This window comes from Natrinema hispanicum (assembly GCF_004217335.1).
Taxonomy (GTDB): Archaea; Halobacteriota; Halobacteria; order Halobacteriales; family Natrialbaceae; genus Natrinema; species Natrinema hispanicum.
Genome location: NZ_SHMP01000004.1, coordinates 326,547 through 351,579, shown reverse-complemented (window position 1 = coordinate 351,579; position 25,033 = coordinate 326,547). Strand labels below are relative to the sequence as shown.

Sequence of the window (25,033 nt, the reverse complement as noted above, 5' to 3'; positions counted from 1 at the left end):
TGGTGGTCAGTCACAGTCGATGCGCGGACACGCGACAGTCTCCGTCGATCACACACTGACGGTCTCGGTGGCGATAGCTTTAGGGTTAGACCGATCTAAACTCGGCACAGCATGATGCTGAGCGACGTGATGGAGGACTACCTCAAAGCGATCTATCAGCTCCAGCGCGAGACCGACGAGCGGATCAAGACCTCCGAGATCGCGGCGGAGCTGGACGTCACGTCGCCGACGGTGACCAGTATGCTCGACAAACTCGAGGAACGGGACCTCGTCGACCGCGAGAAGTATCGCGGTGTGACACTGACCGACGAGGGTGAGACCGTCGCCCTCGAGATCGTCCGCCACCACCGGCTGCTCGAGGCCTACCTCACCGAACACCTCGATTACGACTGGTCGGAAGTCCACGCGGAAGCCGACCGCCTCGAACACCACATCAGCGAGAACTTCGAGGCACGCGTCGCCGATGCACTCGGCGAGCCGACGGTCGATCCACACGGCTCACCGATCCCGAGTGCCGACCTCGAGCCGCCGGAGCGCCCCGACGGCGAGGCCATCACCGAATTCGAGGAAGGAGCCGTCGTGACCGTCGCCGAGGTCGCCGACCACGACCCCGAGGTACTCTCGTATCTCGCCGACCACGGCGTCGAACCCGGTGTCGACCTCGAGATCATCGAGATCGCGCCGTTCGGAATGGTGACGGCGTGCTCGAGCGAGGCCGACGAACCGGTCTCGCTGCCCGAGTCCGTCGCCAGACACGTTCGGGTCGTGGTGCCCGCCGAACCGCAGCCGTCGTCGTAGCTGCGGGGGATACCGTGGCGATCGCGATGATACTGTGACCCACGGATGCCCGCCTCACCGTCGGCGGACGATACGAAAGTGCGTACATTCCCGGTGCAATCGTCACAACGTTGGCAAAATAGCCGGCCCACCCGCCGGGTTTAAGGAAACCAAATACGAATAAAACACTATGTCATCCATCGAACTCACCCCCAGCCAGAAGAAAATACTCCGCGCCCTGACGAACCTCCACAAGAAGTCCGAAGACGCCATCAAAGGCGAGGATATCGCCGAGCAGGTCGACCGCAACCCCGGGACGATCCGCAATCAGATGCAGAGTCTCAAAGCCCTCCAACTGGTAGAGGGTGTACCGGGGCCGAAAGGCGGCTACAAACCAACCGCCGCCGCCTACGAAGCACTCGAGATTCAGCAGATGGACGAGCCCGCATCGGTTCCGCTGCAACACGAGGGCGAACCCGTCAGCGACACGATCATCGAAGAGATCGACCTCTCGAGCGTGCACCATCCGGAACTCTGCCGCGCAGAGATCCACGTGCAGGGACGAGTCAGCGACATTCACGAGGGCGATTCCGTCACCGTCGGCCCGACGCCGCTCTCGAAACTCGTCATCGATGGCACCGTCGACGGCAAAGACGACACGAACAACATCCTCATTCTCCGGATCGACGATATGGTCGCCCCGACCGAAGAGCCGTCCCACTGAGCGGCGATCGGCGGCTCTCACCTCGCTTCTTCTGCTAGCGTCTGCGCTCGGTCGGTGACTGATCGGCAAAAACTGGTTTCGAGTCGAGACGGTGGGCGAACTGCGGCGAGATTTATTCGAGCGCGTCGGTGTCTGCGTCCCCATCAGCGGTCGCAGCCGGAATCACGTCGACGCTTGCGACCGCGTCGCCGTCTTCGACGTCCATCACGATCACACCCATCGTGTTGCGGCCGACGGTCGAGATCTCGTCGACACGTGTCCGGACGATCTGGCCGCGCTCGCTCATCATCACGAGTCCATCGTCCGGATCGACTGCCTTGACGGCCGTCACAGGACCGTTTCGGTCGCCGGTCTTGATGTCGATCAGCCCCTTGCCGTATCGTGACTGGGTGCTATACTCCGCGAGGGGCGTCCGCTTGCCGTAGCCGTTCTCGGTCACGGTCAACAGCGCCTGTCCGTCGTCCTCGTCGGTCGCGACTAGTCCAGCCACGGCGTCGTCGGCTTGCAGTTTGATGCCGTTGACACCGCGAGCGTTGCGGCCCATCGGGCGGACCTCGTCTTCGTCGAAGCGAATCGTCATGCCGCCTTCGGTCGCGATGACGAGATCCTGCGAGCCGTTGGTGACTTCCACGTCGACGAGTTCGTCGCCCTCCTCTAAGTCGGCCGCGATGATCCCCGTCGAGAGGATGTTGTCGAACTCCGCACCGACGGTACGTTTGACGTAGCCGTTGCGGGTGACCATCGTCACGAACTCGTCGTCACTGAAGGCGTCAGTGTCGACGATGGCCGTGATGTCCTCACCGGGGTCGAGGTCGAGGATGTTGACCGCGGATTTGCCGCGGGCCGTCCGGCCCATCTCGGGGATCTCGTAGGTCTTGAGCCGGTATACCTCTCCCTGATTGGTAAAGCACAGCAGGTAGTCGTGGGTGTTGGCCCGGAAGACCGTCGCGACGCGGTCGTCTTCCTTGACGTCCGCGCCGATGATGCCCTTGCCGCCCCGGCCCTGGGGATCGAACTGGTCGATCGGCATCCGCTTGACGTAGTCGTCTTCGGTCATGACCACGAACACCTCCTCTTCGGGGATGAGGTCTTCGTGGGTGACCGTCCCCTGGTCTTCGATAATCGAGGTCCGACGCTCGTCGCCGTACTCGGCTTTGATCTCGCGGAGTTCGTCTTTGATTACCTCGAGCAACTCGTCTTCGCTCTCGAGGATGGTCGTCAGGCGCTCGATCTCGGCCTGGACCTCTTCGTACTCGGCTTCGATCTCGGCGGCCTCCATCGAGGTGAGACTTCCCAGTTGCATCCGGACGATGTGATCGGCCTGGTCCGCAGAGAAGTCGTAAGCGTCTTGCAGCGCCGCTTTCGCCGCCGATCGGTCCTCGCTGTCGCGGATGAGCTCGACGACGTCTTCGGCGTTCTCGACGGCCGTCAGCCGCCCCTCGAGAATGTGCGCGCGATCTTCCGCCTCCGCGAGATCGTACTCGCTGCGCCGGCGAACGACCTCGCGGCGATGGGCAACGTACTCCTCGAGCGTTTCCTTGAGCGAGAGCACTCGGGGCTGGCCGTCGACCAGCGCGAGGTTGATGACACCGAAGGTTCGCTCTAAGTGGTTCTCGAGCAGTTTGTTCTCGACGACATCCGCGTTCGCGCCGCGGTTGAGTTCGATGACGATGCGAACGCCGTCGCGGTCGGACTCGTCGCGCAGGTCCGTGATGCCCTCGATCTCGCCCTCGTTGACGTCCTCGGCGATGCGCTCGACGAGGCGGGCCTTGTTGGCCTGGAAGGGGAGTTCGGTGACGACGATGCGCTCACGGCCGTTCTTCCACTCCTCGACCTCGTATTCGGCGCGAACGCGGATGCGGCCGCGGCCGGTCTTGTACGCCGAGTAGATGGCGTCGCGGCCGACGATGTTCGCGCCCGTCGGGAAGTCCGGGCCCTTGACGTGGTCCATCAGGTCGTCGACGGTCGCGTCGGGGTCGTCGATCAGCTCGATGGTCGCGTCGATGACTTCCCCCAGATTGTGGGGCGGGATGTTCGTCGACATCCCGACAGCGATCCCCGACGAGCCGTTGACCAGCAGGTTGGGAAACGCCGCCGGGAGCACGTCGGGTTCCTGCAGGCGGTCGTCGTAGTTCGAGGAGAAGTCGACGGTGTCCTTGTCGATGTCAGCGAGCAACTCCTCGGAAATGGGCGACATCCGAGCCTCCGTGTACCGCTGTGCAGCGGCCGGATCGCCGTCCATCGAGCCGAAGTTCCCCTGGCCGTCCACGAGTGGGTAGCGCATCGAGAAGTCCTGGGCCATCCGGACCAACGTGTCGTAGATCGCGCTGTCGCCGTGAGGGTGGTAATCACCCATCGTCTCCCCGACGATCGAGGAGGACTTGCGGTGACTCGAGCCACTTGAGACCCCCATCTCGTGCATCGCATAGAGGATGCGCCGGTGGACGGGCTTGAGCCCGTCCTCGACGCGTGGGAGCGCACGACCCGCGATGACGGACATCGCGTAGTCGATGTAGCTCTGCTCCATCTCGTCCTCGATGCGCACGTTCTCTACCGCTCGTGCCTCTACGTCTGTCGGATCGGGTACGTCTGAACTCATGTATAAATTAGATGTCGATCCACTCGGCTTCCGGCGCGTTCTCCTTGATGAACTGCTTGCGGGGTTCGACGGCGTCGCCCATCAGGACGGAGAACATCTTGTCCGCCGCCGCCGCGTCCTCGATCGTGATCTGCTTGAGGATACGGTTGTCGGGGTTCATCGTCGTCTCCCAGAGCTGTTCGGGGTTCATCTCGCCAAGCCCCTTGAACCGCTGGACCTGGGAGGGGTTGCCGTCGCATTTCTCCTCGACGATCCGGTCGCGTTCGGCGTCAGTCATCGCATCGTAGGTCTCGCCACGGTACCGGATGCGATAGAGCGGCGGCTGGGTGGCGTAGACGTAGCCCCCCTCGAGCAGCGGGCGCATGTGCCGGTAGAAGAACGTCAACAGGAGCGTCCGGATGTGTGCTCCGTCGACGTCGGCGTCGGTCGCCATGATAATCTTCTTGTAGCGGACGTCGTCGACGTCGAACTCGTCGCCGATCCCCGCGCCGATCGCGGTGATCATGTTTCGGATCTCGTCGTTCTCGAGGATCCGATCCAGCCGGTGTTTCTCGACGTTCAGGATCTTCCCCTTGATCGGGAGAACGGCCTGGAATTCGGGGTTTCGAGCCTGTTTCGCGCTGCCGCCTGCGGAGTCACCCTCCGCGATGAACAGTTCGGCCTCGTCTGGATCTTTCGTCTGGCAGTCAGCGAGTTTGCCGGGCAGCGACGTTGACTCGAGGGCGGACTTGCGCCGTGTGAGTTCTTCGGCCTTCTGAGCGGCCATGCGGGCTTTCGCGGCCTCGACGGCCTTGGTGACGATCGCCTCGGCGGTGTCGGGGTGTTCCTCGAAGTAGGTGCCAAGGCCCTCGTGCATGGCACTCTCGACGATCCCCCGTACCTCGGAGTTGCCGAGTTTCGTCTTCGTCTGGCCCTCGAACTGGGGATCGGGGTGTTTGATCGAGATGACTGCCGTGAGCCCCTCGCGGATGTCCTCTCCTTTGAGATTGTTCTCGAGATCGGAGAGGAGATCGTTCTCGTTGGCGTAGTCGTTGACCGTCCGCGTCAGGGCGGTCTTGAACCCGGTGAGGTGGGTCCCGCCTTCGCGCGTGTTGATGTTGTTCGCGAAGGCGTGGATCGACCCTTGCAGTTCCTCGGTGGCCTGCATCGCGACTTCGACCTGAATGTTCTGGTCTTCGTCGTCGAAGTAGATGACGTCGTCGTGCATCGCCGAGCGCGTCTCGTTTAGATACTCGACGAACTCGCGGATGCCGCCGTCGTACTCGTAGGTCTCGGCGACGGGCTCGTCCTCGCGCTCGTCGCGGAGCGTGATACGGACGCCGGAGTTGAGGAAGGCCAGTTCCCGCAGCCGGTTCGACAGCGTCGAGAACGTGAACTCGCCGGTCTCGAAGATTCCCGTGTCGGGCCAAAAGCGGATCTGCGTGCCGGTCTCCTCGTCGGGCTCCATCTCGCGGACCCGCTCCATGTCGCCGACGGGCTCGCCCGCTTCGAAGGCGTGGCGGAAGACACCGTCGTTACGTTTGACCTCGGCCTCGAGTCGTTCGGAGAGAGCGTTGACGACCGAGACGCCGACGCCGTGGAGGCCGCCGGAGACCTGGTAGGACTTGTTGTCGAACTTGCCGCCGGCGTGGAGGACAGTCAGAATGACCTCGAGTGCGGGGCGGTCGTACTCCTCGTGTGTGTCGACGGGGATGCCGCGGCCGTCGTCTGCGACGCTCACCGAGTTGTCCTCGTGGATGGTGACGGTGATGTCGTCGCAGTAGCCGGCCAACGCCTCGTCGATCGAGTTGTCGACCACTTCGTAGACGAGGTGGTGCAGCCCTCGAGAATCGGTAGAGCCGATGTACATTGCCGGTCGCTTTCGCACAGCTTCCAGGCCTTCTAAGACCTGAATCTGCCCGGCTCCGTACTCGCTTTCCTGGGACATGTAAAACCTGCTTTCGGGTAGTAGACCGGCCCTAATAAAAGTCACGTGTACGCGCGCGAGCGCGAGCCGTCATACGACGGCCTCTAAAGAGCTCTTGACGGCCAGCCTGCTACAGGAGCGCGTCGAACGCCTTGTGGCCCTGAATCTCGACGCCTTCGTCGGTGATCTCCGCGAGGAAGACACCGTTGCCCGAGCCGGTGTCACGCTCGACGGCCGACTTGATCGCGCGGGCCGCGATAGACGTGGCGTCCTCGAGCGACAGGTCGTCTTCGTACGCCTGCTCGAGCAGGCCGTAGGCCAATTGCATCCCGGAGCCGGTGACGGTGTAGTCGTCTTCCATGACGCCGCCGGCAGGGTCGATGCTGTAGACGTGGCTACCTTCGTCGTCGACGCCGCCGAGGATGGGGTTGATCGCCCGGAACGGGCCGCCACGGGCGAAGTTGCCGGCCAGCGTCGCCAGCGCCTCGATGTCCATCGACTCGCCGCGTCGAGCTTCGTAGAGGTCGACCTCGGAGCGCAACGTTCGGATGAACGATTGGGCACCACCGACCGAGCCGACGAGCGTTAACGCGCCGGTTGGGTGGATCTGTTCGACCTTCTGGACGTTTTTGTTCGAGACGAACCGGCCGCCGAGGCTGGCACGCATGTCCGTCGCGACGACGACACCCTCCTCGGTCGTGATGCCGATCGTCGTCGTCCCCGTCTTGGCGACGGTGTCGTCGTGCTCGTCGCGCTGGCTGCCGTCGGGCAGCGACCCCAGTTCGGGCTTGTACGGCGACGGAGTGGGTCCCTGCGTCCAGTTACTCATCCATCTCCTCCACGTCGATCTCTTCGATGATCGACTCGAGGCGGTCGACTGAGACCGAACTGAACGTCTCATCGTCGGTCGTGATCGTCGCGACGTCGACCTCCTCGGCGGCGACGACCTCGTCTTCGGGTTCGCTGAGCGCGCGCACGGCAAGTTCGATCCCGCCGTCGACGTCAAGTTCGTCGTGGTAGTTGTCCTCGAGATAGCCCTGAATGACGTCGCGGTCGCCGCCGATGGCGGCCGCCTGCCACTCGTAGTCCGTCCCCGAGGGATCGGTCTCGAACAGTTTCGGCTCGCCGTCTTCGATCCCGCCGACGAGCAGCGCGACGCCAAAGGGACGTGCGCCACCGGTCTGGGTGTACTCCTGAATGTGGTCCGTGATCGATCGGGTCAGCGTCTCGACGCCGATCTGCTGGCCATAGCGGAGCTGTTCGCCCTGTGCGCGCCGCCGCGCGAGGTCGACGAGTTGGCGCGCGTCGGCAACGTGGCCGGCGCTTGCGACGCCGACGTGGTCGTCGGCCTTGTGGATCTTCTCGACGCTCGAGCGTTCCATAAGCGGCGAGCTGACCCGCCGGTTGGCGGTGAGGACGACGCCGTCAGGTGTGCGGAGACCGACGCTCGCGGTGCCGCGTTTGACTGCCTCGCGTGCGTACTCGACCTGATAGAGACGTCCGTCAGGGGAGAAAATGGTGATTCCCCGATCGTAGGCCTGCTGCTGAGATTGTCCTTGCATTGGCAGAGGTCTTCACCTCGGGTAATGGATAGAAATGTATAGGTCTTGGTCTGAAGGCAACTTCGTCTGCCATGAGAGAGTCACTGAGATCGTGACACTCGGCAGCGCCAATGAGGTGTCGGCGGTCGTAATCGGGTATTCGAAGCTGGATTCATCGGACACTCGCATTCGGTAGTGCCGCCGGTACTGTGTTACTCGAGTCGCCGCTGCGACTTCGGGTTCGTTTTCGGGGTAATACGATATTACCCACACCAGCTATCTGACTGGGCGTCTGCTATCTCAAGCTTTTCACTCAACCGACTCCCGGCTGTTGCTTTCGGTATCGCGTTTCGGACGAAGCAAACAGATGCCAGCACGCTGTTCGGGCCTCCTCGAAATCCAGCGTCCGCAAACTCGAGGAGGCGAGACATCAGCTGCTTTTCGAAACTCCCAGAGATGAAACCCCATACCCATAGTACCGCGGTGGCCGTTCCTGTCGAACCGGTAAACGAGAAAATTCGTCGATGCGAACCCGGTGCCAGCCTCGCAGCGGTTATTTCAGAGACCGGGTTCGCCTCGCGTCTGATCCGACAGCGATCCGCTTATGAAACCACCACTGGGATCGATGCAGGAGGTGAGCGCGTGTGAGCGAACAGTCCGCGTCGGCGTCCACGTCGACATCAGCAGTCGTCGACGCAGTCCCCGGCGGCGAAGTGATCCACGGCGCTCTCTACAGGTACGGACTGGGCGTGCTGTTCGCTGCGAACGTCTTCGGTGCAGGATCGGTCTACATCCTCGCCGACACGGGCGCGAACTTCGCGTACTCCTTGCTGTGGGTGCTACCGCTTGCCTTCCTCGTTGACATCGCGCTGCACGACATGAGCGCGCGGCTCGCCGTGGCCGACGAACCGCTCGCCGACTACATCGCTGACGCGCTCCCGATCGGTGGCTCGACGCTACTGATCGGTATCTCACTGATGTCCGGACTGTGGGCCGTCTCGAACTATGCGGTCGCGGGTGCGGCTCTGGCCTGGCTGATCCCCGGTCTCGACAACGTCCTCGTCGGGATCGTCCTCGCAGCCGGGATCGGCATCGCCATCGTCCAGATGAAGGTCTACGACCGAATCGAAGCGGCGATCGCCGCGATGGTGTTCGCCGTGTTCAGTTCGTATGGCCTGTTACTACTCGGCCTCAACGTGCCGTGGCAGTCGGTCGCGGCCGGTCTGCAACCGATCCTGCAGACCGAAATCGGCTACCTCACTGCGGTTATCGCCCTGCTGGGAACGACGGTCTACTGGCCGAACTTCTTCATTCAGTCGAGCATCCAGCCGACCAAGGAATGGACCGACATCTGGGAGTACCGTCGGGACAACGCCGCCGGGATCGCGACGACGCTCGTCATCGGCAGCTTCGTGATGATCGTCTCGGCGGTCACGCTCTCCGGCGGTGAGATGGCGTTAACGACCCCAGGAAAACCGCTCGCGTCGATCCTCGGCGAGTACGCGCTCGTGGTGTTCATCCTCGCGGCGTTTCTCGCCTCGATCTCCTCGGCCACCGGGACGCTGTTTGGAGCCGGCTTCATGGTGCCACAGGCGCTCGGACGAGACACGGTCTTCGGTGATTCCGCGTTCCGACGAACGGTCATCGCGCTGATCGTCCTCTCGGCGGTCACTGCGCTTCCGATGCTCGTCTACACCGGTTTCGGACCGGTCGAAATGGCGATCATCATGCCGGCCGTCAACGGCGCGATCGGCCTTCCAGTCACCGTCTTCGCGCTCATCGGTGCCGTCAACAGGTTTCACGACATCGACTGGTACGAAAACGCCGCGTTCATCGCGGCGGGACTCATCCTGCTCGTCGGGAGCCTCCTGACCGTCCAGTCGCTCTACGAAACGATCTTGTCTATCCTCTAACGGCAGGCAACCCGCTTACTCGAGTGGCTGCGAGTGACGGACTCGTGTGCGATACCTGCGTCGTCCGATCGGCGCAAGCAGAACGGTGGAGTGAGACGGACTGGAATGACAACACACGTCGTGCAAGAGATGATTGCACTCGATTTCGGGCTCTCGCTGCTCCTGTTGCTCGTCTCGATCGCGTTCTTCTCGGGGATCGGCATCACCACCATCGGTCCCGGCGGGATCTTCGTGACGATCGCGCTGTACTCGCTAACACCGTTGGCCTCGAGCCAGGTCGCCGGCACCGCCCACGCCACGTTCATCGTGACGGGGCTCGTCGGCAGCGCCGCCTATCTCTACTCCGGGGAAATGAACACCGGCGAGAGTCGCGCGATCGCGGTCGTCCTCAGCGGCGCGAGCGTCCTTGGCGCGCTCGTCGGCGCGTCGGTGAACCCGTTCGTGCCACGGTCGCTGTTCGGGCTCCTGCTTGGCGGTGTCGCGATGGCCGTCGGCGGGACCATCCTCTATCGCGAGCGCCGGGGGTTTAGCCCGGTGTACGACCTCGAGCCGCTGACCCGTCTCGGGCAAGCGGTACTCGCGGGACTCGGGTTCGTTCTCGGGGTCGCCAGCGGTCTGCTGGGGATCGGTGGCCCGGTGCTTGCCGTCCCCGCGCTGGTGCTCGTCGGCGTCCCGATGTTGCTCGCCGTCGCCGTCGCGCAGGTCCAGTCGATCTTTATCGCGGCGTTTGCGGCCTCGGGCTATTTCCTGCAGGGAAACGTCCTCGTTCCGCTCGCGGTCGTCGTCGGTACGCCGCTGTTGCTCGGCGTCGTCGTCGGCTGGCGCGTTGCCCACGTCGTCGACCCCGAGAAGCTGAAAGTCGCGCTGGGAGTTGTCCTTCTGGCGGTCGGCCCCTATCTCGCGCTGTGACCACGATACGATGCAGTTGACGGACCCAAACTGAAGATGTCGCGCGTGGACGTCGAGATACCATGCCACCGCGGATTCTCGTCCCGTTTGATGACTCCGAGCCCGCTCGCGACGCACTCGCCTACGCGTTCGAGTTGTTTCCTCACGGCGAGTTCGTCGTGGTGACCGTCGCCGATACGACCTCGTTGCCGTACATCCCGAACACCGCTGACGACGCCGACCCAAGTGCCGAACGCCGTGAGTTGCTGGATGACGCCACCGATCGGCTGGCTGCAGCCGAAGCCATCGCCGACGAGCATGGTGTCGACATCGACACCCGAACGCGAACAGGAACACCAGCCCAGGAGATCCTCTCAGTTGCCGAGCACGACGCCGTCGATCACGTCGTCATCGGCAGCCACGGCCGATCCGGCGTCGCGCGACTCCTGCTCGGCAGCGTTGCCGAAGTCGTCGTTCGACACTCGCCGGTCCCGGTCACGACGGTTCGCTGACAGTCTCGAGGCGGCATGCCAATCGCGACCCGGGACCTGCAATGACGACAGCGGATGCGCCCGATCGCGTCGATGACCCGAAAATGGCAGATTCCGGCATAATCCCCTTCCCCGCCGTCCCGGTACGATGAGCCGATGCTTCCGTTCGTCGCGATAGCGATCGCTCTCGTCGGTGGCATAGTGGTCCTCGAGATCACGTCGTACCGAGCGCTCGAGCGGCTTCCCTCGGTCGCCACCGAGGAGTTCCCCGAGATCGACCGGGAGTTACTGGGGAAGTTCAGCAGCTTCGACCCCGAACTCGGGTGGGCACCCCAGCCGAACCGGGAGAAACAGAAAGATACAGGCGATCACCTCCCCGGCGAGGAGGTCCGCAGCGTGGTGACCTACTCGACCGACGAGTACGCCAGTCGGGTCTGTCCCGCAAAAGACCGTGACGAGAGCGCCGACACCACGGTCTCGACCTATGGTGACTCCTACTGTTTCTGCCGGGAGGTCGATAACGACGAAACGTTCCAGCACTACCTCGCGGCGGAACTCGACACCCACGTCGCCAACTACGGTGGCGGCAACTATGGGCTCGATCAGGCGCTCATGCGGCTCAAACGCAAGTACCCCGAGGATCCGACCGACTACGTCTTCATGGTCGTCACCGCCTCCTCGATCGCGCGCATTTTGAGCGTCTGGAAACACTATCAGGAGTTCGGCAATATCTTGGCGGTTAAACCCCGGTACGTGCTGGATGACGACGGCCTCGAGCGCGTCGAGAGCCCCGTCGACGAGAAAGCGGAGTTGCTCGCCCTCGAGTCGAAGGCCGACTTTCTCCGTGCGTACGACTTCCACTACGACCACTGGTTCGAGCCCCACTTCGCGACGCGGCCGTACACGACCGATTTCCTCGAGAAGGGGGAACACCTCCGGTACGCTGGCTATACGGCCGGGAAGGAACTCGAGCGCCGATTCGGTCGGTCGGTTCCGGGGGTCGACTTCGATCGGGCACAGACGCAGTCGGCGCTGCGGCTGGAACAGCCCCGAGTGCGGTACCACGAGCGGCTGTTCGAGACCCACGAACCCCTCTTCGACGCGCTCATCGAGGAGTTCGTCGACTACGCGGACGAGCAGGAGTTCGAACCGGTCTTCGTGATGGTCCAGCAACTCCGCTACGCGAAATACGAGGCCGAACACGGGCCGATCTATGGCAACCTCATGGAACGTCTCGACGATCGGTACGATGACCTGGCGACGATCGACATGGCGACGCACCTCTCGCCTGACGACGGCGACGTCGAGTCGTTGTACGTCGAGCGCGGGGAAGGCGGCCACTACAGCCCCGAGACGAACGCGGAAATCGCGGACGTGCTTGCCGAGGTCATCGAGCAGCGAGCGGTCGTCGAATGAACCCGCTCTATCTCGCCGTCGGCGTCGCGTTGCTCGGTGGCGGGATCGTCGACATCCTCTGGACGACCCTCTGGGTCGACGGCGGGTCAGGACCAATTGCCGGCCGATTCACGGCAGGCGTCTGGCGGGGACTCCGCGCCGTGACGCGGGACCACGACCGAGCGCTCAGCCTCGCCGGACCGATCACCCTCGCCCTGACGCTCGCGCTGTGGATTGGCCTCATCTGGGTCGGCTGGACGTTCATCTTCGCCAGCTATCCGACTGCGCTGGTCGACACGCGAACCGGCGGGACCGCCGACTGGTGGGGACGGTTCTACTACGTCGCCTACACGATGTTCACGGACGGAAACGGCGACTACACCCCGCTGTACGGCGGTGACGTCTGGGAAGTCGCCAGTGCGTTCACGACGGCCTCGGGCATGGCCTTCGTTACGCTCGGTGTCTCCTACGTTCTCACCGTACTCGGGGCCGTCTCGGACAAGCGATCGTTCGCAACCACCGTGACGGGGTTGGGGGGCCGGAGCGAGGCGTTTGTCCGCGCGGGCTGGAACGGCCAGGATTTCGACGGCCTCGAGCGAGCCCTCGAGACACTTGGCTCTGAGCTGAGCACCCTCGCCGAACAGCACAAATCGTATCCAATCTTGCACTACTACCACAGCGAGAAGGGCGAACGCGCATCGGCCGTGGCTGTCCCCATCTTCGATGAGTCGCTTATGCTCTTTCGATATGCCATTCCGGACGAGGCCAGCCCCGATCCGGCGGTCGTCGAGAACGCTCGCTCGAGCGCCCAGAGCTACCTCGAGACGCTTGATGAGTCCTTTATTGAACCCGAGCCAGCGGTCCCCCGATCGCCGAACCTCGAGCGACTTCGTGCGGACGACATTCCAACCGTTTCGGATCCGGAGTTCGCCGAAGCCCTCGCGGAGTTGACCGACCGCCGCCGTCGGTTGCTCGGCGTCGTCGAAGCCGACGCATGGGAGTGGCCGCCGCTCGAGGAGTGACGTGGGCCGGCCCGCTCGGGACGCTCGACTGTTTGTCGATGGAATTCGCTTGTGTCCCGGAGTATCCCGGACCGGTATTCATTGCGCTGCGGGTCGTGTCCGGCGGTATGGAGGAGTACGATTTCCTCGTTATCGGTTCCGGCTCCGGGCTCGACGTGGCAAACGTGGCGGCGAATCAGGGGCAGTCGGTCGCGGTCGTCGAGAAAGGGCGACTCGGCGGGACCTGTCTTAACCGCGGTTGTATCCCGTCGAAGAAGCTGTTGTATCACGCCGAAGTGATGGACACGATCGAGCGCGCCGACGAGTTCAACATCGACGCCACGGTGAACGACGTTCAGTTCGCGGACATCGTCCGCGAGGTCACTGAGGACGTCCACGGCAGTTCGGACGCGATCCGGCGTGGTCTGCACTCGTCGGATCGGATCGACCTGTACGAGGCGGAAGGCCGGTTCGTCGACGAACGGACGATCGAACTCGACGGCGAGAGCCACGACGGTAAGCGCCTCACCGCGGACACCGTCCTCGTCGCAGCGGGGACGCGTCCGGCGATTCCACCGATCGACGGCATCGAAACCGTCGACTTCCTCACCAGCACCGAGGCGCTGCAGTTGGAGACACCGCCGGACCATCTCGTGATCGTCGGCGGCGGCTACATCGCCGCCGAATTGGGGCAGTTCTTCGGGACGTTCGGCAGCGACGTGTCCATCATCAGTCGGCGGCCGAACCTACTTCCCGACGCCGACGAGGACGTCGCTGCGGAATTCACCGAGCGCTACGCGGACCGATTCGACGTCTATCCCGGCTACGAGGCTACTGCGGTCCTGCAGGGCGAGGACCCGATCACCGTCGAGGCGCGTCCCTACACCTACGATGATGGCGGCGGGCCACGCCCGGGGGACACCATCTCCGTTACTGGCGACGAGTTGCTCGTCGCGACCGGTCGCGTTCCCAACACCGACACGCTGAACGTCGCGGCCGCCGGTATCGAAACCGACCGTGACGGGTTCATACAGACCGACGAGTATCTTCGGACGACCGCCGACGGCGTCTGGGCGCTCGGCGACATCGTCGGCGAGTACCTGCTGAAACACAACGCGAACCACGAAGCTCAGGCCGTCATGCGCAACCTGTTCGGCGAGGACCTCGAGCCAGTCGACTACACGGCGATGCCGTTTGCCGTCTTCGCCTCGCCGGAGGTCGCCGGCGTCGGGCTGACCGAACAGGAACTACGCGCCGCGGACCGCGAGTACGCGAAACAAACGTATCGATACGAGGAGACTGCTCGCGGGAGCGCGATGCACGCCGAGGGGTTCGTCAAGCCGCTCATCGACCTCGAGGGCGAAATTCTGGGCTGTCACATCATCGGCCCCGACGCCTCGAACCTGATCGAAGAAGTCGTCGTGGCGATGACGGCCGGGTCCGGGACGATTTACGATATCCGGGAGTCGGTTCACATCCATCCCGCGCTCTCGGAGGTCGTCCAGCGAGCGTTCGCAGGGCAGTTCACTCGTGGTGGTCACGAACACGAACACGGACACGACCATGACCACGGCCACAACCATAACTAGTAAATCGTCGCCGGATCTGCAAACGCGATACACGACCGACATCGGCTTTTCTCCTCTTGGAACGCAGTCTCAGCTGCAATGGCAACCGCAGCGATCGTGATCTTGGCAGGGACGGAATCGCACGCCGACCTCGGCCGACTCGTCAACGGCCTCGAGACGGCCGCGGAATTCGCCGACAACCCCAACGACGAGGTAGAGTTGCTCTTCGACGGTGCCGGAACGCAGTGGATTCCGGAACTCGAAGACGAGAGTCACGACTATCACGGCCTCTATCGGTCGATACGAAACGAAGTGGTCGTCTGTGACTACTGTGCCAACGCCTTCGGAGTCGACGACGTCGTCGACGAGGCCGATATCATCACCGCCGACGAGAACGGCGGCCATCCCAGCATTCGCTCGCTGGTTGAGGACGACTCCGAGATTATCACGTTCTGACCAATCAACGGGGCAACTGCAGGCCCCACTACGCATCGAACGAACACAGTACCCCTTGCGATTCACTTTCACTCCGGTAGCACACAGCTTTTAGCCCCACCGTTAGTACAGGGAGACGATGACGTCGTTCCAGTCGACACTCGGTGACGAGCCGGGGATCGCCGAGGAGCTGGCAGAAAGCCAGCAGTCGATCTCCATCGCCGAGTTCTTCGAGAAGAACAAGCACATGCTCGGCTTCGACAGCGGCGCTCGAGGCCTCGTCACGGCCGTCAAGGAAGCCGTCGACAACGCCTTAGACGCCGCCGAGGAGGCCGGTATTCTCCCGGATATCTACGTCGAGATTCAGGAAGCCGGCGACTACTACCGCCTGATCGTCGAGGACAACGGGCCCGGACTAACCAAGGACTCGCTGCCCAAGGTCTTCGGAAAGCTGCTCTACGGCTCTCGCTTTCACGCACGCGAACAATCCCGTGGTCAGCAGGGGATCGGGATCTCCGCTGCGGTGCTTTACTCGCAACTGACCAGCGGGAAACCCGCCAAGATCACTAGCCGAACCCAGGGCTCGAGCGAGGCACAGTACTTCGAACTCATCGTCGACACCGACGCAAACGAACCCGAGATCAGCGTCGAGGAGACGACCACGTGGGACCGGCCCCACGGCACCCGCATCGAACTCGAGATGGAGGCCAACATGCGCGCCCGCGGGCAGCTCCACGACTACATCAAGCACACGGCGGTCGTCAACCCCCACGCCCGCCTCGAGTTGCGCGAACCCCAGGAACACTTCAAATTCGAGCGCGCGACCGACCAGCTCCCCGAAGAGACCGAAGAGATCCGCCCACACCCACACGGCGTCGAACTCGGGACCGTGATGAAGATGCTGGCGGCGACGGACTCCCAGACGGTCTCGGGGTTCGTTCAGGAGGAGTTTACTCGTGTTGGGAAGAAGACCGCTGACTCGATTATCGACGCGTTCCGCGACCGTCACTACGGCCGCGAGATGCGCTGGCGGCCGCCCACAGCACACGACGACGTCGATCTCGCCGCCGCAGCCGAGGACGCGACGGCGAACAAAGGACCCGAGGCGACGACGGCCTTCGCCGACGCCATCGCTGACGCGGTCGCAGACGAGGACCGAATCGCTCACCACGAACTGCTCGCGGTCGTCGACGCGGCCGCCGAGGAGGTCGCAGCCGATCACGGAACGACGTTCGGCGACACTGTCCGCGAAAACGCCGTCGAGGCGGTCTGGCTCGCACTGATCGACGCTGCCGACGCGGATGACGATGTCGTCGGCGAAGACGGCGACTCGCGGCTGGTCGCCGACCTCTACGACCTCGCAGATGACGCGACGAGCACGCGGAAAGACGACGAGACGATTCACGCCTTCGCAGACCGGCTCGCAGGAAAATTCGAGGACCTCGAGGACGATCGCCACCGACTCACACGCGCGACGCTTCGGGAATTCGTCGATCGAGCCGCGGATCTGACCGAGGAGTACGACGACGTCTCCTTCGGCGAGACGGCCCGCGAGAACGTCGTCGAGGCCGTCTGGAACGTCATGGCGACGGTTCCCGACGACCCGCCGCTCGTCCGCGAACTCAATGGCGACCGTGACGCCACCAGCGACCTCGTCGACGCGATGCGCGCGACCGATATCATGGCTCCGCCGACGCGGTGTCTCTCCCCGATCTCAGAAGAACTCATCACCGCCGGTCTCGAGAAGGAATTCGACGCCGACTTCTATGCCTCCGCGACGCGTGACGCCGGCGTCTCCGGCGGCGATCCGTTCATCGTCGAGGCTGGCATCGCCTACGGTGGGGAGCTACCGGCCGAAGGGACCGCGGAGGTCATGCGCTTTGCAAACCGCGTCCCGCTGGTCTACCAGCGTGGGGCCTGTGCGACGACTGACGTGGTCAAGACGATCGGCTGGCGCAACTACGGGCTCGACCAGCCCGGTGGCTCCGGCCTGCCAAACGGGCCGGTCGTGATCATGATCCACGTCGCCTCGACGAACGTGCCTTTCACCAGCGAGTCGAAAGACGCCATCGCCAACGTCCCCGAGATCGAAGACGAGATCGAACTCGCCATTCGGGAGGCGGCACGCGATCTCAAGAGCTATCTCAACAAGCGCCGGTCGATGCAAAAGCGCCGGAAGAAACAGAACGTCCTCGGGAAGATCCTTCCCGAGATGGCCACGAAAGTCGCCGAGGTCACCGGCCGCGAGGAACCCGACATCGACGACGCGATCGCTCGCATCATGAACAACGTACTCGTCGAGCGCCAGACCAAAGCGAACGGTGACGGTCAGGCCGTCTCTGTCGTCGTCGAGAACAACTCGAGTACGAACGAATCGCTCGAGATCACCGACATCGTGTCGGCCGAGCCGACGGGTCTCTCCGACAGCGCGACCGTCGTCGAGATGGATGGTGAGTGGTTCGTCAAGTGGGAACCCGAGGTGGGAAGCGACGACGAGGCCATGCTCGAGTACGAGGTGCCGGACGACGCGACGTTTGACCTGGACGTGAAAGGTGTCGAGAGCGAGAAACTTACGGTAAAACAATGAGCGCAGACAACGACCAGCAGGCACGAGAGCAGCTGATCGATCTCGCGGCGCAGTTCTACGACCAGTTCGAACTGGGCGAGATCCCGCACATGTCCGTTCCGACGCGGACGAAGAACAACATCGAGTACGACGAAGACAAAGCCGTCTGGGTTTATGGCGACCGCGAGTCGACCCGGTCGGCGAACTCGGTTCGGGGGGCGCGAAAGCTCCTGAAGGCGGTCTACACCATCGAATTCCTCGCCGACCAGCTCGAGGAGGATCGCTCGTCGACGCTGCGTGAACTCTACTACCTCTCTGAGAGTTGGGACAACGAGGAAGCCCAGTTTTCGGATCAGGACGAATCGAACGGCCTCATCGAGGACTTAGAGATCGTCTCTGGAGTCACCCGTGAAGACTTCCACATGCGCCCCGAGGAGTCGGGCGCGACGCTCATGGGACCGCTGCACCTCCGCGAACAGACCCGCCGCGGCGAACGCGAGATCCACTGTCAGAAAGACGTCGGCGAGGGCGGCTATCAGATCCCGAACAACCCCGACACGATCGACTTCCTCGATTGTGACGCCGACTTCATCCTCGCGGTCGAGACCGGTGGGATGCGCGACCGACTCGTCGAGAACGGCTTCGATGACGAGTACAACGCCCTGATCGTCCACCTCAAGGGTCAGCCTGCGCGGGCGACTCGCCGGATCACGAAGCGACTCCACGACGAACTCGACCTTCCCGTCACCGTCTTTACCGACGGTGACCCGTGGTCGTACCGCATCTACGGCTCGGTCGCCTACGGCTCGATTAAGTCCGCACACCTCTCGGAGTACCTCGCGACCCCCGCCGCACAGTTCATCGGCATCCAGCCCGCCGACATCGTCGAGTACGACCTGCCGACCGACCCGCTCTCGGATTCGGACATCAACGCCTTGGAGAGCGAACTCGAGGACCCACGCTTCCAGACCGATTACTGGGAGGAACAGATCGAACTGCAACTCGATCTCGGGAAGAAGTCCGAACAGCAGGCACTGGCGTCACACGGGCTTGATTTCGTGACGGAGACGTATCTCCCCGAACGGCTCACCGAGATGGGCGTCTTCTAGAGCGTCGTATCGAACCCGCTCTCGAGGCGCGCGTTCACTGCTGTTTTCCGACACGTTCTGACTCACCTGTTCAGCGATGGCCTGTGTCTGCAGGTGCAACCGGTTCCCGGCCACATCGCCAATCTCCGCCGAGAACTGTGCTATGACGGATGAAAACGACAGCCAACGGCCGATGCACAGCGACCCTGACAAGGAGGCGATCGACGAACCAACGACGTCCGGCGCGCAGGAGGCCGACGAGACCGCGTGGATGATGAAAGAGGGCGTCACGATCGGCTTGATCTCGATCGCACTCGTCCTCGTGCTGGCACTGGGGCTTCTGCAGGCAACCGGCTCTGCGATCGACATTTTTGGATTGTTCATCGAGAGTGCACTCGGTCAATGGCTCGTTGTCGGCGTCCTCGCGCTCGCCGTTCTCACGGCGTTCGTCTGGTCACGCGTCGGCGTCTGAGCGCCGCGGTGGGTGACTGTTACTCGTCGAGGACGACCGGCACGCCCCGGCGTGCAACGTCGACGACGAACGCGTCGGCGTCGGTTTCGATCGCCGCGAACGTATCGTAGTGCACTGGGAGCACGAGATCCGGCTTGAGCCGGTCGGCTAGCGCTGCCGCGTCGTGACGATCCATCGTGACCGTGCCGCCGATCGGCGGGATGAAGAGATCGACCGGAACGTCCTCGTGGACTGGGAGGACGTCAGTATCGCCGGGCCAGAACGCCGTGACACCATCGACGGTGACGCCGAAACCACAGCCCTGCCCGTTGGGGTGGTAGGGACGTCCGTTTTCGTCGACGTGTGGCCCGGCGGGATCGTTGTATGCTGGCATCGTAAACAGATCGAGCGGCCCGAGCGCGAACGATTCGTCCGCACCGACGCGTTCCACGTCGAACGGCAGGTCGTCGGGATCCTCGTCGACCCGATCGATCTCGCTTGCGTCGATCGAGTCGTGAACGACGACCAGCGCGTCTTCCCGGGCGACCCGTCGGATCGAATCAGGGTCGTAGTGGTGATCGTGGCTGACGAGGATCAGGTCCCCGTCGCGGGGCTCGAGCCCGTCCAGGAAACCGTACTCTTCGGGCCCGGGATCGATGTAGACGACCGCGCCCGTCTGGCCCTCGAGCCGGACGGTCGCGAGGCCGAACCAGTCGACGGTCACGGCGTCGAATCGGACGGTCATGCTCGTCTCGGCGTCAGACGGACGACTGTAAGTCAGTTCCGGTGCACTCGCGACCGTCCTGCGGTCCCACCGGGACATCGGGACAACAGATCGTATCAGGGGATTCGGATCGAGTGCTCGAGCGTCCCGACACCCTCGACTTCGATCTCGATCTCGTCGCCGTCGGCGAGTGGACCGACGCCCTCGGGCGTGCCGGTCGCGATCACGTCACCGGGTTCGAGGGTGAGGTAGGTCGTGATCTCGGCGATCAGCTCCGGAATGGGGAAGATGAGGTTCTCACGGGAGCCGTCCTGTTTCGTTTCGCCGTTGACGCGGGTTCGGACAGCGGCGTCGGCGGGGACTTCGTCGGGGGTCGCGAGCACCGGCCCCATCGGCGCAGCACCGTCGAAGGCCTTGCCGCGGATCCAGTTTTGTTCCTGGCGCTGGTCGTCGCGATTCGAGAGGTCGTTGACGCAGGTAAAGCCAGCGACGACGTCCATCGCATCGGCTTCGGAGACGTGACGACACTGCTCGCCGATGACGACGCCGAGTTCGGCCTCGTGGTCGATGCGGTCTTTCCCTGCCGGCAGGGTGACGGTATCGCCGTGGGCCGCGAGCGTGTTCGGCGGTTTGAGAAAGAGCATCGGCCGATCGGGGACCTCCGAATCGAGTTCGGCGGCGTGTTTGGCGTAGTTCTTCCCGATACAGACGATCTTCGAGGGCTCCGACGGCGGGAGGACATCGATTTCGTCGCTCTCGAGGTCGTAGCTCTCGGTTGCGAAGTGAACGGTTCCGTTCTCGTACTCGCCGCGGCGGACTGCGCCGGCTGGGTCGCGAAAGCGGACGTATTTCATGGTCGGTGGAATGGGGACCGGGGATCAAAAGCGTTGAGGAGGCGGCCAGTGTGCGGTGACAGCAATACACCTCGTGCGCCCACGCCCCCGCGGTCGGCTCAGCTCGATCCACTCTGTTGGAAACCGAGCATGATCTCGGGATGTGACTCGGCGGAATGTCATGCGACCGACAGTGGCTGGTGTCGTGATGGGTGCGTGAGAGCGTGCCATCGTCGGCTCGGAACGGAACGCTTTTTACTAGCCCCCGGCAACGATGAGTTGCACACAAGGTGTGTGACGGATCGCTCCGTTGGTGTAGTCCGGCCAATCATTTCGGCCTTTCGAGCCGATGACCTGGGTTCAAATCCCAGACGGAGCATTTTACGACGAGCAAGCTCGCGAGTCGTAAGTGCGATCCTGGATTTGAAGTAGAGAAACGTGAGTGTTTCGCGTGGTTCAAATCCCAGACGGAGCACTTCTACCGAGCTTTTACGATCCGATAGCCGTCAGTTCCGGCAGCCGGTGACGGTGTCCGGATCGGCGTTCACCGACGAGTCAGCAGTCGACTCGAGCCGACTGGCGACAGCGTCCCCGGTGACGATCGAAGACCGAGAGACAGTGATATGATCCTCCTGACAGATACGGACGCTGGCATTGGTCCCACGAATCTACAGCTATGCAAGAGACTGCCGTCTACCATATGACATCGACTCACTGACTCTGGATAGAACTGGATGTTCGTAAACCTCTAGTACGTGGCGTACGTTGGACCAGCTAATGACATACGAGCATTTGGATGCAGATCTGGTAAACGAACTTCTTGGTGACGGTCGGGCCAGTCTCCGAAGTCTGGCTGAAAAACTCGATGTCTCCGTCACGACGGTCTCGAACCATCTCTCGGATCTCGAGGACGAGGGCGTGATCGAAGGCTACACGCCACAGGTCGACTACGACGCGCTCGGCTACGATGTCACGGCGATCATGCAACTGAAAGCCGAAGGGAGTGCGCTCCCCGAAATCACACAGACGCTCAAAGACCACCGACAGATGATCTCCGTCTACGAAGTGACGGGAGACTACGACGTCATCGCGATCGGGAAGTTCAAAGATACGGATGACATGAACGACGAGATCAAGTCCCTGATCACTGACCCTGATATCAAGCAATCGAACACGAGCATCGTGCTCAACATCGTCTCCGAGAACGAACAGTTCGAACTCGAGACGTCGTAATCAGTTCGTGTCGATCGCTGCGGTCTCGACCTCCTGTACCAGGCCGACGCGATAGAGCCGCACGTTCGAGACACGCTCGAGCGCAGAGAGCGACGGCTACACGCCGTCCGTGTCGTTGTCGGCTCCCGTTTCGTTGTCACCAGCGTCGGTCTCGGTACCGGCGGTCGCTTCATCGTCTGTCTCGACACCGTCTCTGCCTGCCGGTTCCGCACCACCATCGCCATCGGCCGGGACGAGGCGGTGGACCGCCCCTTCGCCCTCGACCGTCGACGTACTGGTCGTGAGGACGTAGAGCTCGCCGTCGGCACCCTCGCCGAAGGCGTAGACGAAGCCGGTCGGGCGACCGTTCTTGGCCGCCTCGCCCTCGAGTTGAAGCTGCTCGATGGGCCACAGTCCATCCTGACCGGAGTCCTGTGTGGCGTCTCCCTCGGTGTCCTGCCAGCCCTCGGGTGGCCGTGCGAGGAAGACGGTCCCCGGACTCTCGCCGTCGAGGCTCCAGTCGCCGAAGACGTACGTTCCTTCGAGTTCGCTGATTTCGTCGCCCTCGTAGAGGGAGCCACCGGTGACGGAGACGCCGATCTGACCGCTACTGACTCCCGCACCGCCGCCGCCGGAGCCGGCGGTTTCGTTGCCGGCCGCAGTCTCGTTGCCGCTCGTGGTTTCGTTCCCGGCGTCGGTCTCGTTGCCGCCATCGTCTCCGGCACCAGGGTCTGGCTCGAGGACGCTGATTTCGTGGGGATACTCGATCACTGGATCGAGGAGGGGTTCGCCACCGCGAACGTCCTCTGGCGTGCGCTGGGGACAGTTCTGCGGTGGCTCACTGGGCGTCTCTGTGCTAAAGCAGTGGGTTCCTTCCTTGACGTTCCAGCTGTAGTTGCCGCCCCGCTGGACGTGGTTGACGCTCTCGAAGAGGTTTTGTCCGACGTCCGCGGCGAGGAGTTCGCCACTGTCGGTAAAGGACATCCCCCACGGGTTCCGGAAGCCCCAGGCGTAGTGTTCGCCGAGTTCGCCCTCCTGATCGACCAGCGGATTGTCGTCCGGAATCGCGTACGGCGTCTCGTCGCCCTCTTGGTCGACGTCGATCCGGAGGATTGCGCCGAGGAGGTTCTCCTGAGTGTCCTGCCCGTTGCCGCCGTCGTTCTCGTCGTACCAGTCGTCGACGTGGCCGGTTCCTGTGTCGTTCGCACCGCCGCCGTCGCCGGTTCCCACGTAGAGGTAGCCGTCGGGACCGAAGCAGATGTTCCCCGAGTTGTGATTGAACTGCGGCTCTGGAATCTCGAGGAGCACTCGCTCGGAGTCCGGATCTGCCGTCGCGTTGTCGTCGATTGCCGTCTGGAACTCCGAGAGGACGAACGTGTGATCGTACTCCTCGGGCGTTCCGTCCCGTGGTGGCGAGCTGTACCGGACGTAGAACTGACCGTTGTCGGCGAATTCGGGATGGAACGCAAGGCCGAGCAGCCCGCGCTCGTCGAACTCCATGAACTCGACGAGTTGGTCCGAGATGTCGAGGAACGGCTCGTCCTCGAGGCCGTCGGGTCCGTGGACGTAGATCTGTCCCGTCTGATCGGTGATGAACCGTCGGTCGGCGTCCTCGTCGGCGACCGTAAGACTCGTCGGGGCGGTCAGCCCCTCCGCAACCGTCTCGATACCGACAGTCGGTCCCTGGCCGATTACCTGAGCGGGTGCCGCGGCCATACCGCCGTCGTCCTCCTCGTCGACGAGCTCGATTTCGCCGTGCATCGTACTGGAGTGGGGTTGACAGTAGTACTCTGCCATTCCCTCCTGTGCGGTGAACTCGACAGTCTGGGTCTCGCCTTCCGTCGCGAGGATATCCGTCGAGACGAACGCCTCATCGCCCGCCTCGTTTTCGATGACGAAGTTGTGTCCCGCACCGTCTACGTTCTCCCAGATAAGCGTATAGTCCTGGCCCTCCACGAGCCGAAGCATCGGGTTTCGTTCGTCCGCGATCGGGTCTGGTTCCTGTCCGACCCACCCGCTGATCTGCCCACCCAGTCTGATCTCGCCGGTAATCGCGTCTTGCTGACCGAGTACTGGCAGTGCAAGACCCGCCGCGGAGAGCGCCGCGGATGAGCGAAGAACCGTCCGCCTCGAAACCGCCGGTGTGGAATCGTCGCTTCGTGTCATGGTAGCAGTAAGCCGCCGTGCTGGATCGTGTCTCTCTCGCCCCGCGTCTGAGATGTGCTGACATAGTGAAATAAGCTGAATTGATCGTTCCTCGGATAAATCGATCGTGTTCGAATTCGAATTCCGTAATTCGGTTTTATCAAACCCTAATGACTGTTTTCGATCAGCAGAGTTCGCTCACTCCCGCGCAACACCGTCTCACAAACTGAGAAGTAAACGTGAGCTTTGGCCATGACAGCCGCCAGTCGAATGTGTCGGTTGCCGGATACACAAGCCTGGTTTGGCCTGGCTGCGGCCCGTATTCGGATGTTAGCGCCAGTTCATAATGGTTGTTTATAATAAATGTTCCGAAAGCTACTAATGGAGAGATGTGGCGATAGCTTGCAATGGTGCACACGCTTGCCGTCGACACTGACGAGGTGTACGAACGAGTCGTCACTGGTGTCGCAGCACTCGAGGGAACCGAGCCGGTAGAGTTACCCCCGTTGTTTGATGCGATCGATCCCGACGCACTTGCGACGGTTTTTGAAACGACTGCGTCCGGGAGACGTCGTTCTGGCACCGTCGAATTCACGTACGCGGGCCACCAGATTCACGTTTCGTTTGACGAAACCGGGGACACTGTCGTGACGATCGATTGATACGGTCTGCTGTAACGATTTACCAGTGCAACCGCAGTGCGGGTTGCGGTTGCACCGGAAATGACTTACAGCAGTCCGTATGAACGGGAGGCATCCACCCACCCTGTTTGCTGC

At 62.8% G+C, this 25,033-nt stretch carries 21 protein-coding genes and 1 tRNA gene; 15 read left to right on the top strand and 7 right to left on the bottom strand.

Translation table 11 applies throughout. The annotated features are described in order from the left end of the window. Positions 1-111 precede the first annotated feature (111 nt). Both BDK88_RS08670 and BDK88_RS08665 read left to right on the top strand, forming a co-directional pair. Positions 112-798: a metal-dependent transcriptional regulator gene (locus BDK88_RS08670; RefSeq protein ID WP_130500092.1), complete on the top strand. Its 687-nt coding sequence runs from the start codon at positions 112-114 to the stop codon at positions 796-798. Positions 799-967: 169 nt separating this feature from the next. Then, positions 968-1,501 carry an Rrf2 family transcriptional regulator gene (locus BDK88_RS08665; protein WP_092931596.1) on the top strand — a complete coding sequence of 178 codons (534 nt, stop codon included), beginning with the start codon at positions 968-970 and terminating at the stop codon, positions 1,499-1,501. Positions 1,502-1,613: 112 nt separating this feature from the next. Here the strand turns inward: BDK88_RS08665 and gyrA are convergent, their stop codons facing one another. From gyrA to psmA, 4 genes are all read right to left on the bottom strand, one after another. Then, positions 1,614-4,100 (bottom strand): DNA gyrase subunit A, encoded by a 2,487-nt coding sequence (gene gyrA / locus BDK88_RS08660; protein ID WP_130500091.1) that lies wholly within the window; start codon positions 4,098-4,100, stop codon positions 1,614-1,616. 7 nt (positions 4,101-4,107) lie between these two features. Beyond that, positions 4,108-6,027: a DNA topoisomerase (ATP-hydrolyzing) subunit B gene (gyrB, locus tag BDK88_RS08655; protein ID WP_130500090.1), complete on the bottom strand. Its 1,920-nt coding sequence runs from the start codon at positions 6,025-6,027 to the stop codon at positions 4,108-4,110. A 109-nt stretch (positions 6,028-6,136) separates the two neighbouring features. Beyond that, positions 6,137-6,835, bottom strand: coding sequence for an archaeal proteasome endopeptidase complex subunit beta (gene psmB, locus BDK88_RS08650; RefSeq protein WP_130500089.1), 699 nt, complete (start codon positions 6,833-6,835; stop codon positions 6,137-6,139). Beyond that, positions 6,828-7,568, bottom strand: coding sequence for an archaeal proteasome endopeptidase complex subunit alpha (psmA, locus tag BDK88_RS08645; protein WP_130500088.1), 741 nt, complete (start codon positions 7,566-7,568; stop codon positions 6,828-6,830). The genes psmB and psmA overlap by 8 nt, the downstream gene beginning before the upstream one ends. Before the next feature lie 623 nt (positions 7,569-8,191). Between psmA and BDK88_RS08640 the strand changes: the two genes are divergently transcribed. The 10 genes from BDK88_RS08640 (at position 8,192) to BDK88_RS08595 (ending at position 19,364) form a co-directional block, all read left to right on the top strand. Beyond that, on the top strand, positions 8,192-9,460 hold the full coding sequence (locus tag BDK88_RS08640) for an NRAMP family divalent metal transporter (RefSeq protein ID WP_130500087.1): 1,269 nt from the start codon (positions 8,192-8,194) through the stop codon (positions 9,458-9,460). A 129-nt stretch (positions 9,461-9,589) separates the two neighbouring features. Next, complete coding sequence (locus BDK88_RS08635) at positions 9,590-10,369, top strand: sulfite exporter TauE/SafE family protein (protein WP_130500609.1); 780 nt, start codon at positions 9,590-9,592, stop codon at positions 10,367-10,369. Between the two features lie 62 nt (positions 10,370-10,431). Next, complete coding sequence (locus BDK88_RS08630; protein WP_130500086.1) at positions 10,432-10,860, top strand: universal stress protein; 429 nt, start codon at positions 10,432-10,434, stop codon at positions 10,858-10,860. Between the two features lie 135 nt (positions 10,861-10,995). Further along, positions 10,996-12,255: a hypothetical protein gene (locus BDK88_RS08625; protein ID WP_130500085.1), complete on the top strand. Its 1,260-nt coding sequence runs from the start codon at positions 10,996-10,998 to the stop codon at positions 12,253-12,255. Next, the gene (locus BDK88_RS08620; RefSeq protein ID WP_130500084.1) at positions 12,252-13,256 is read left to right on the top strand and encodes a two pore domain potassium channel family protein; all 1,005 of its coding nucleotides are present in this window, start codon (positions 12,252-12,254) and stop codon (positions 13,254-13,256) included. Before BDK88_RS08625 ends, BDK88_RS08620 begins: the two co-directional genes overlap by 4 nt. A gap of 107 nt (positions 13,257-13,363) precedes the next feature. Beyond that, entirely contained in the window at positions 13,364-14,824 is a 1,461-nt protein-coding gene (locus tag BDK88_RS08615) for a dihydrolipoyl dehydrogenase (RefSeq protein ID WP_130500083.1), read from the top strand. Positions 14,825-14,902: 78 nt separating this feature from the next. Then, complete coding sequence (locus BDK88_RS08610; RefSeq protein WP_130500082.1) at positions 14,903-15,259, top strand: DsrE family protein; 357 nt, start codon at positions 14,903-14,905, stop codon at positions 15,257-15,259. Positions 15,260-15,377: 118 nt separating this feature from the next. Next, the gene (locus tag BDK88_RS08605; protein ID WP_130500081.1) at positions 15,378-17,825 is read left to right on the top strand and encodes a DNA topoisomerase VI subunit B; all 2,448 of its coding nucleotides are present in this window, start codon (positions 15,378-15,380) and stop codon (positions 17,823-17,825) included. Then, positions 17,822-18,913 carry a DNA topoisomerase IV subunit A gene (locus BDK88_RS08600; protein WP_130500080.1) on the top strand — a complete coding sequence of 364 codons (1,092 nt, stop codon included), beginning with the start codon at positions 17,822-17,824 and terminating at the stop codon, positions 18,911-18,913. Before BDK88_RS08605 ends, BDK88_RS08600 begins: the two co-directional genes overlap by 4 nt. Before the next feature lie 142 nt (positions 18,914-19,055). Continuing rightward, positions 19,056-19,364, top strand: a complete 309-nt coding sequence (locus BDK88_RS08595) for a hypothetical protein (protein WP_130500079.1) — start codon at positions 19,056-19,058, stop codon at positions 19,362-19,364. Between the two features lie 19 nt (positions 19,365-19,383). Here BDK88_RS08595 and BDK88_RS08590 read toward each other — a convergent pair whose 3' ends face one another. Further along, on the bottom strand, positions 19,384-20,088 hold the full coding sequence (locus BDK88_RS08590) for an MBL fold metallo-hydrolase (RefSeq protein WP_130500608.1): 705 nt from the start codon (positions 20,086-20,088) through the stop codon (positions 19,384-19,386). 95 nt (positions 20,089-20,183) lie between these two features. Beyond that, positions 20,184-20,921 carry a fumarylacetoacetate hydrolase family protein gene (locus BDK88_RS08585; RefSeq protein ID WP_130500078.1) on the bottom strand — a complete coding sequence of 246 codons (738 nt, stop codon included), beginning with the start codon at positions 20,919-20,921 and terminating at the stop codon, positions 20,184-20,186. 283 nt (positions 20,922-21,204) lie between these two features. Between BDK88_RS08585 and BDK88_RS08580 the strand changes: the two genes are divergently transcribed. Then, positions 21,205-21,279 (top strand) — tRNA-Glu (locus BDK88_RS08580). 398 nt (positions 21,280-21,677) lie between these two features. Further along, positions 21,678-22,133: an HTH-type transcriptional regulator Lrp gene (gene lrp, locus BDK88_RS08575; RefSeq protein WP_130500077.1), complete on the top strand. Its 456-nt coding sequence runs from the start codon at positions 21,678-21,680 to the stop codon at positions 22,131-22,133. Between the two features lie 96 nt (positions 22,134-22,229). Here lrp and BDK88_RS08570 read toward each other — a convergent pair whose 3' ends face one another. Next, positions 22,230-24,278, bottom strand: coding sequence for a PQQ-dependent sugar dehydrogenase (locus BDK88_RS08570; protein ID WP_130500076.1), 2,049 nt, complete (start codon positions 24,276-24,278; stop codon positions 22,230-22,232). 386 nt (positions 24,279-24,664) lie between these two features. Here BDK88_RS08570 and BDK88_RS08565 point away from each other — a divergent pair, with 386 nt between their 5' ends. Next, on the top strand, positions 24,665-24,919 hold the full coding sequence (locus BDK88_RS08565) for a HalOD1 output domain-containing protein (RefSeq protein ID WP_130500075.1): 255 nt from the start codon (positions 24,665-24,667) through the stop codon (positions 24,917-24,919). Positions 24,920-25,033: the final 114 nt, after the last annotated feature.

Bases quoted from the DNA above. Each gene is read 5' to 3' on its own strand.
- BDK88_RS08670 (WP_130500092.1), top strand. From the start codon at position 112: ATGATGCTGAGCGACGTGATGGAGGACTACCTCAAAGCGATCTATCAG.
- BDK88_RS08665 (WP_092931596.1), top strand. From the start codon at position 968: ATGTCATCCATCGAACTCACCCCCAGCCAGAAGAAAATACTCCGCGCC.
- gyrA (WP_130500091.1), bottom strand. From the start codon at position 4,100: ATGAGTTCAGACGTACCCGATCCGACAGACGTAGAGGCACGAGCGGTA.
- gyrB (WP_130500090.1), bottom strand. From the start codon at position 6,027: ATGTCCCAGGAAAGCGAGTACGGAGCCGGGCAGATTCAGGTCTTAGAA.
- psmB (WP_130500089.1), bottom strand. From the start codon at position 6,835: ATGAGTAACTGGACGCAGGGACCCACTCCGTCGCCGTACAAGCCCGAA.
- psmA (WP_130500088.1), bottom strand. From the start codon at position 7,568: ATGCAAGGACAATCTCAGCAGCAGGCCTACGATCGGGGAATCACCATT.
- BDK88_RS08635 (WP_130500609.1), top strand. From the start codon at position 9,590: ATGATTGCACTCGATTTCGGGCTCTCGCTGCTCCTGTTGCTCGTCTCG.
- BDK88_RS08630 (WP_130500086.1), top strand. From the start codon at position 10,432: ATGCCACCGCGGATTCTCGTCCCGTTTGATGACTCCGAGCCCGCTCGC.
- BDK88_RS08625 (WP_130500085.1), top strand. From the start codon at position 10,996: ATGCTTCCGTTCGTCGCGATAGCGATCGCTCTCGTCGGTGGCATAGTG.
- BDK88_RS08620 (WP_130500084.1), top strand. From the start codon at position 12,252: ATGAACCCGCTCTATCTCGCCGTCGGCGTCGCGTTGCTCGGTGGCGGG.
- BDK88_RS08615 (WP_130500083.1), top strand. From the start codon at position 13,364: ATGGAGGAGTACGATTTCCTCGTTATCGGTTCCGGCTCCGGGCTCGAC.
- BDK88_RS08610 (WP_130500082.1), top strand. From the start codon at position 14,903: ATGGCAACCGCAGCGATCGTGATCTTGGCAGGGACGGAATCGCACGCC.
- BDK88_RS08605 (WP_130500081.1), top strand. From the start codon at position 15,378: ATGACGTCGTTCCAGTCGACACTCGGTGACGAGCCGGGGATCGCCGAG.
- BDK88_RS08600 (WP_130500080.1), top strand. From the start codon at position 17,822: ATGAGCGCAGACAACGACCAGCAGGCACGAGAGCAGCTGATCGATCTC.
- BDK88_RS08595 (WP_130500079.1), top strand. From the start codon at position 19,056: ATGACGGATGAAAACGACAGCCAACGGCCGATGCACAGCGACCCTGAC.
- BDK88_RS08590 (WP_130500608.1), bottom strand. From the start codon at position 20,088: ATGACCGTCCGATTCGACGCCGTGACCGTCGACTGGTTCGGCCTCGCG.
- BDK88_RS08585 (WP_130500078.1), bottom strand. From the start codon at position 20,921: ATGAAATACGTCCGCTTTCGCGACCCAGCCGGCGCAGTCCGCCGCGGC.
- lrp (WP_130500077.1), top strand. From the start codon at position 21,678: ATGACATACGAGCATTTGGATGCAGATCTGGTAAACGAACTTCTTGGT.
- BDK88_RS08570 (WP_130500076.1), bottom strand. From the start codon at position 24,278: ATGACACGAAGCGACGATTCCACACCGGCGGTTTCGAGGCGGACGGTT.
- BDK88_RS08565 (WP_130500075.1), top strand. From the start codon at position 24,665: ATGGTGCACACGCTTGCCGTCGACACTGACGAGGTGTACGAACGAGTC.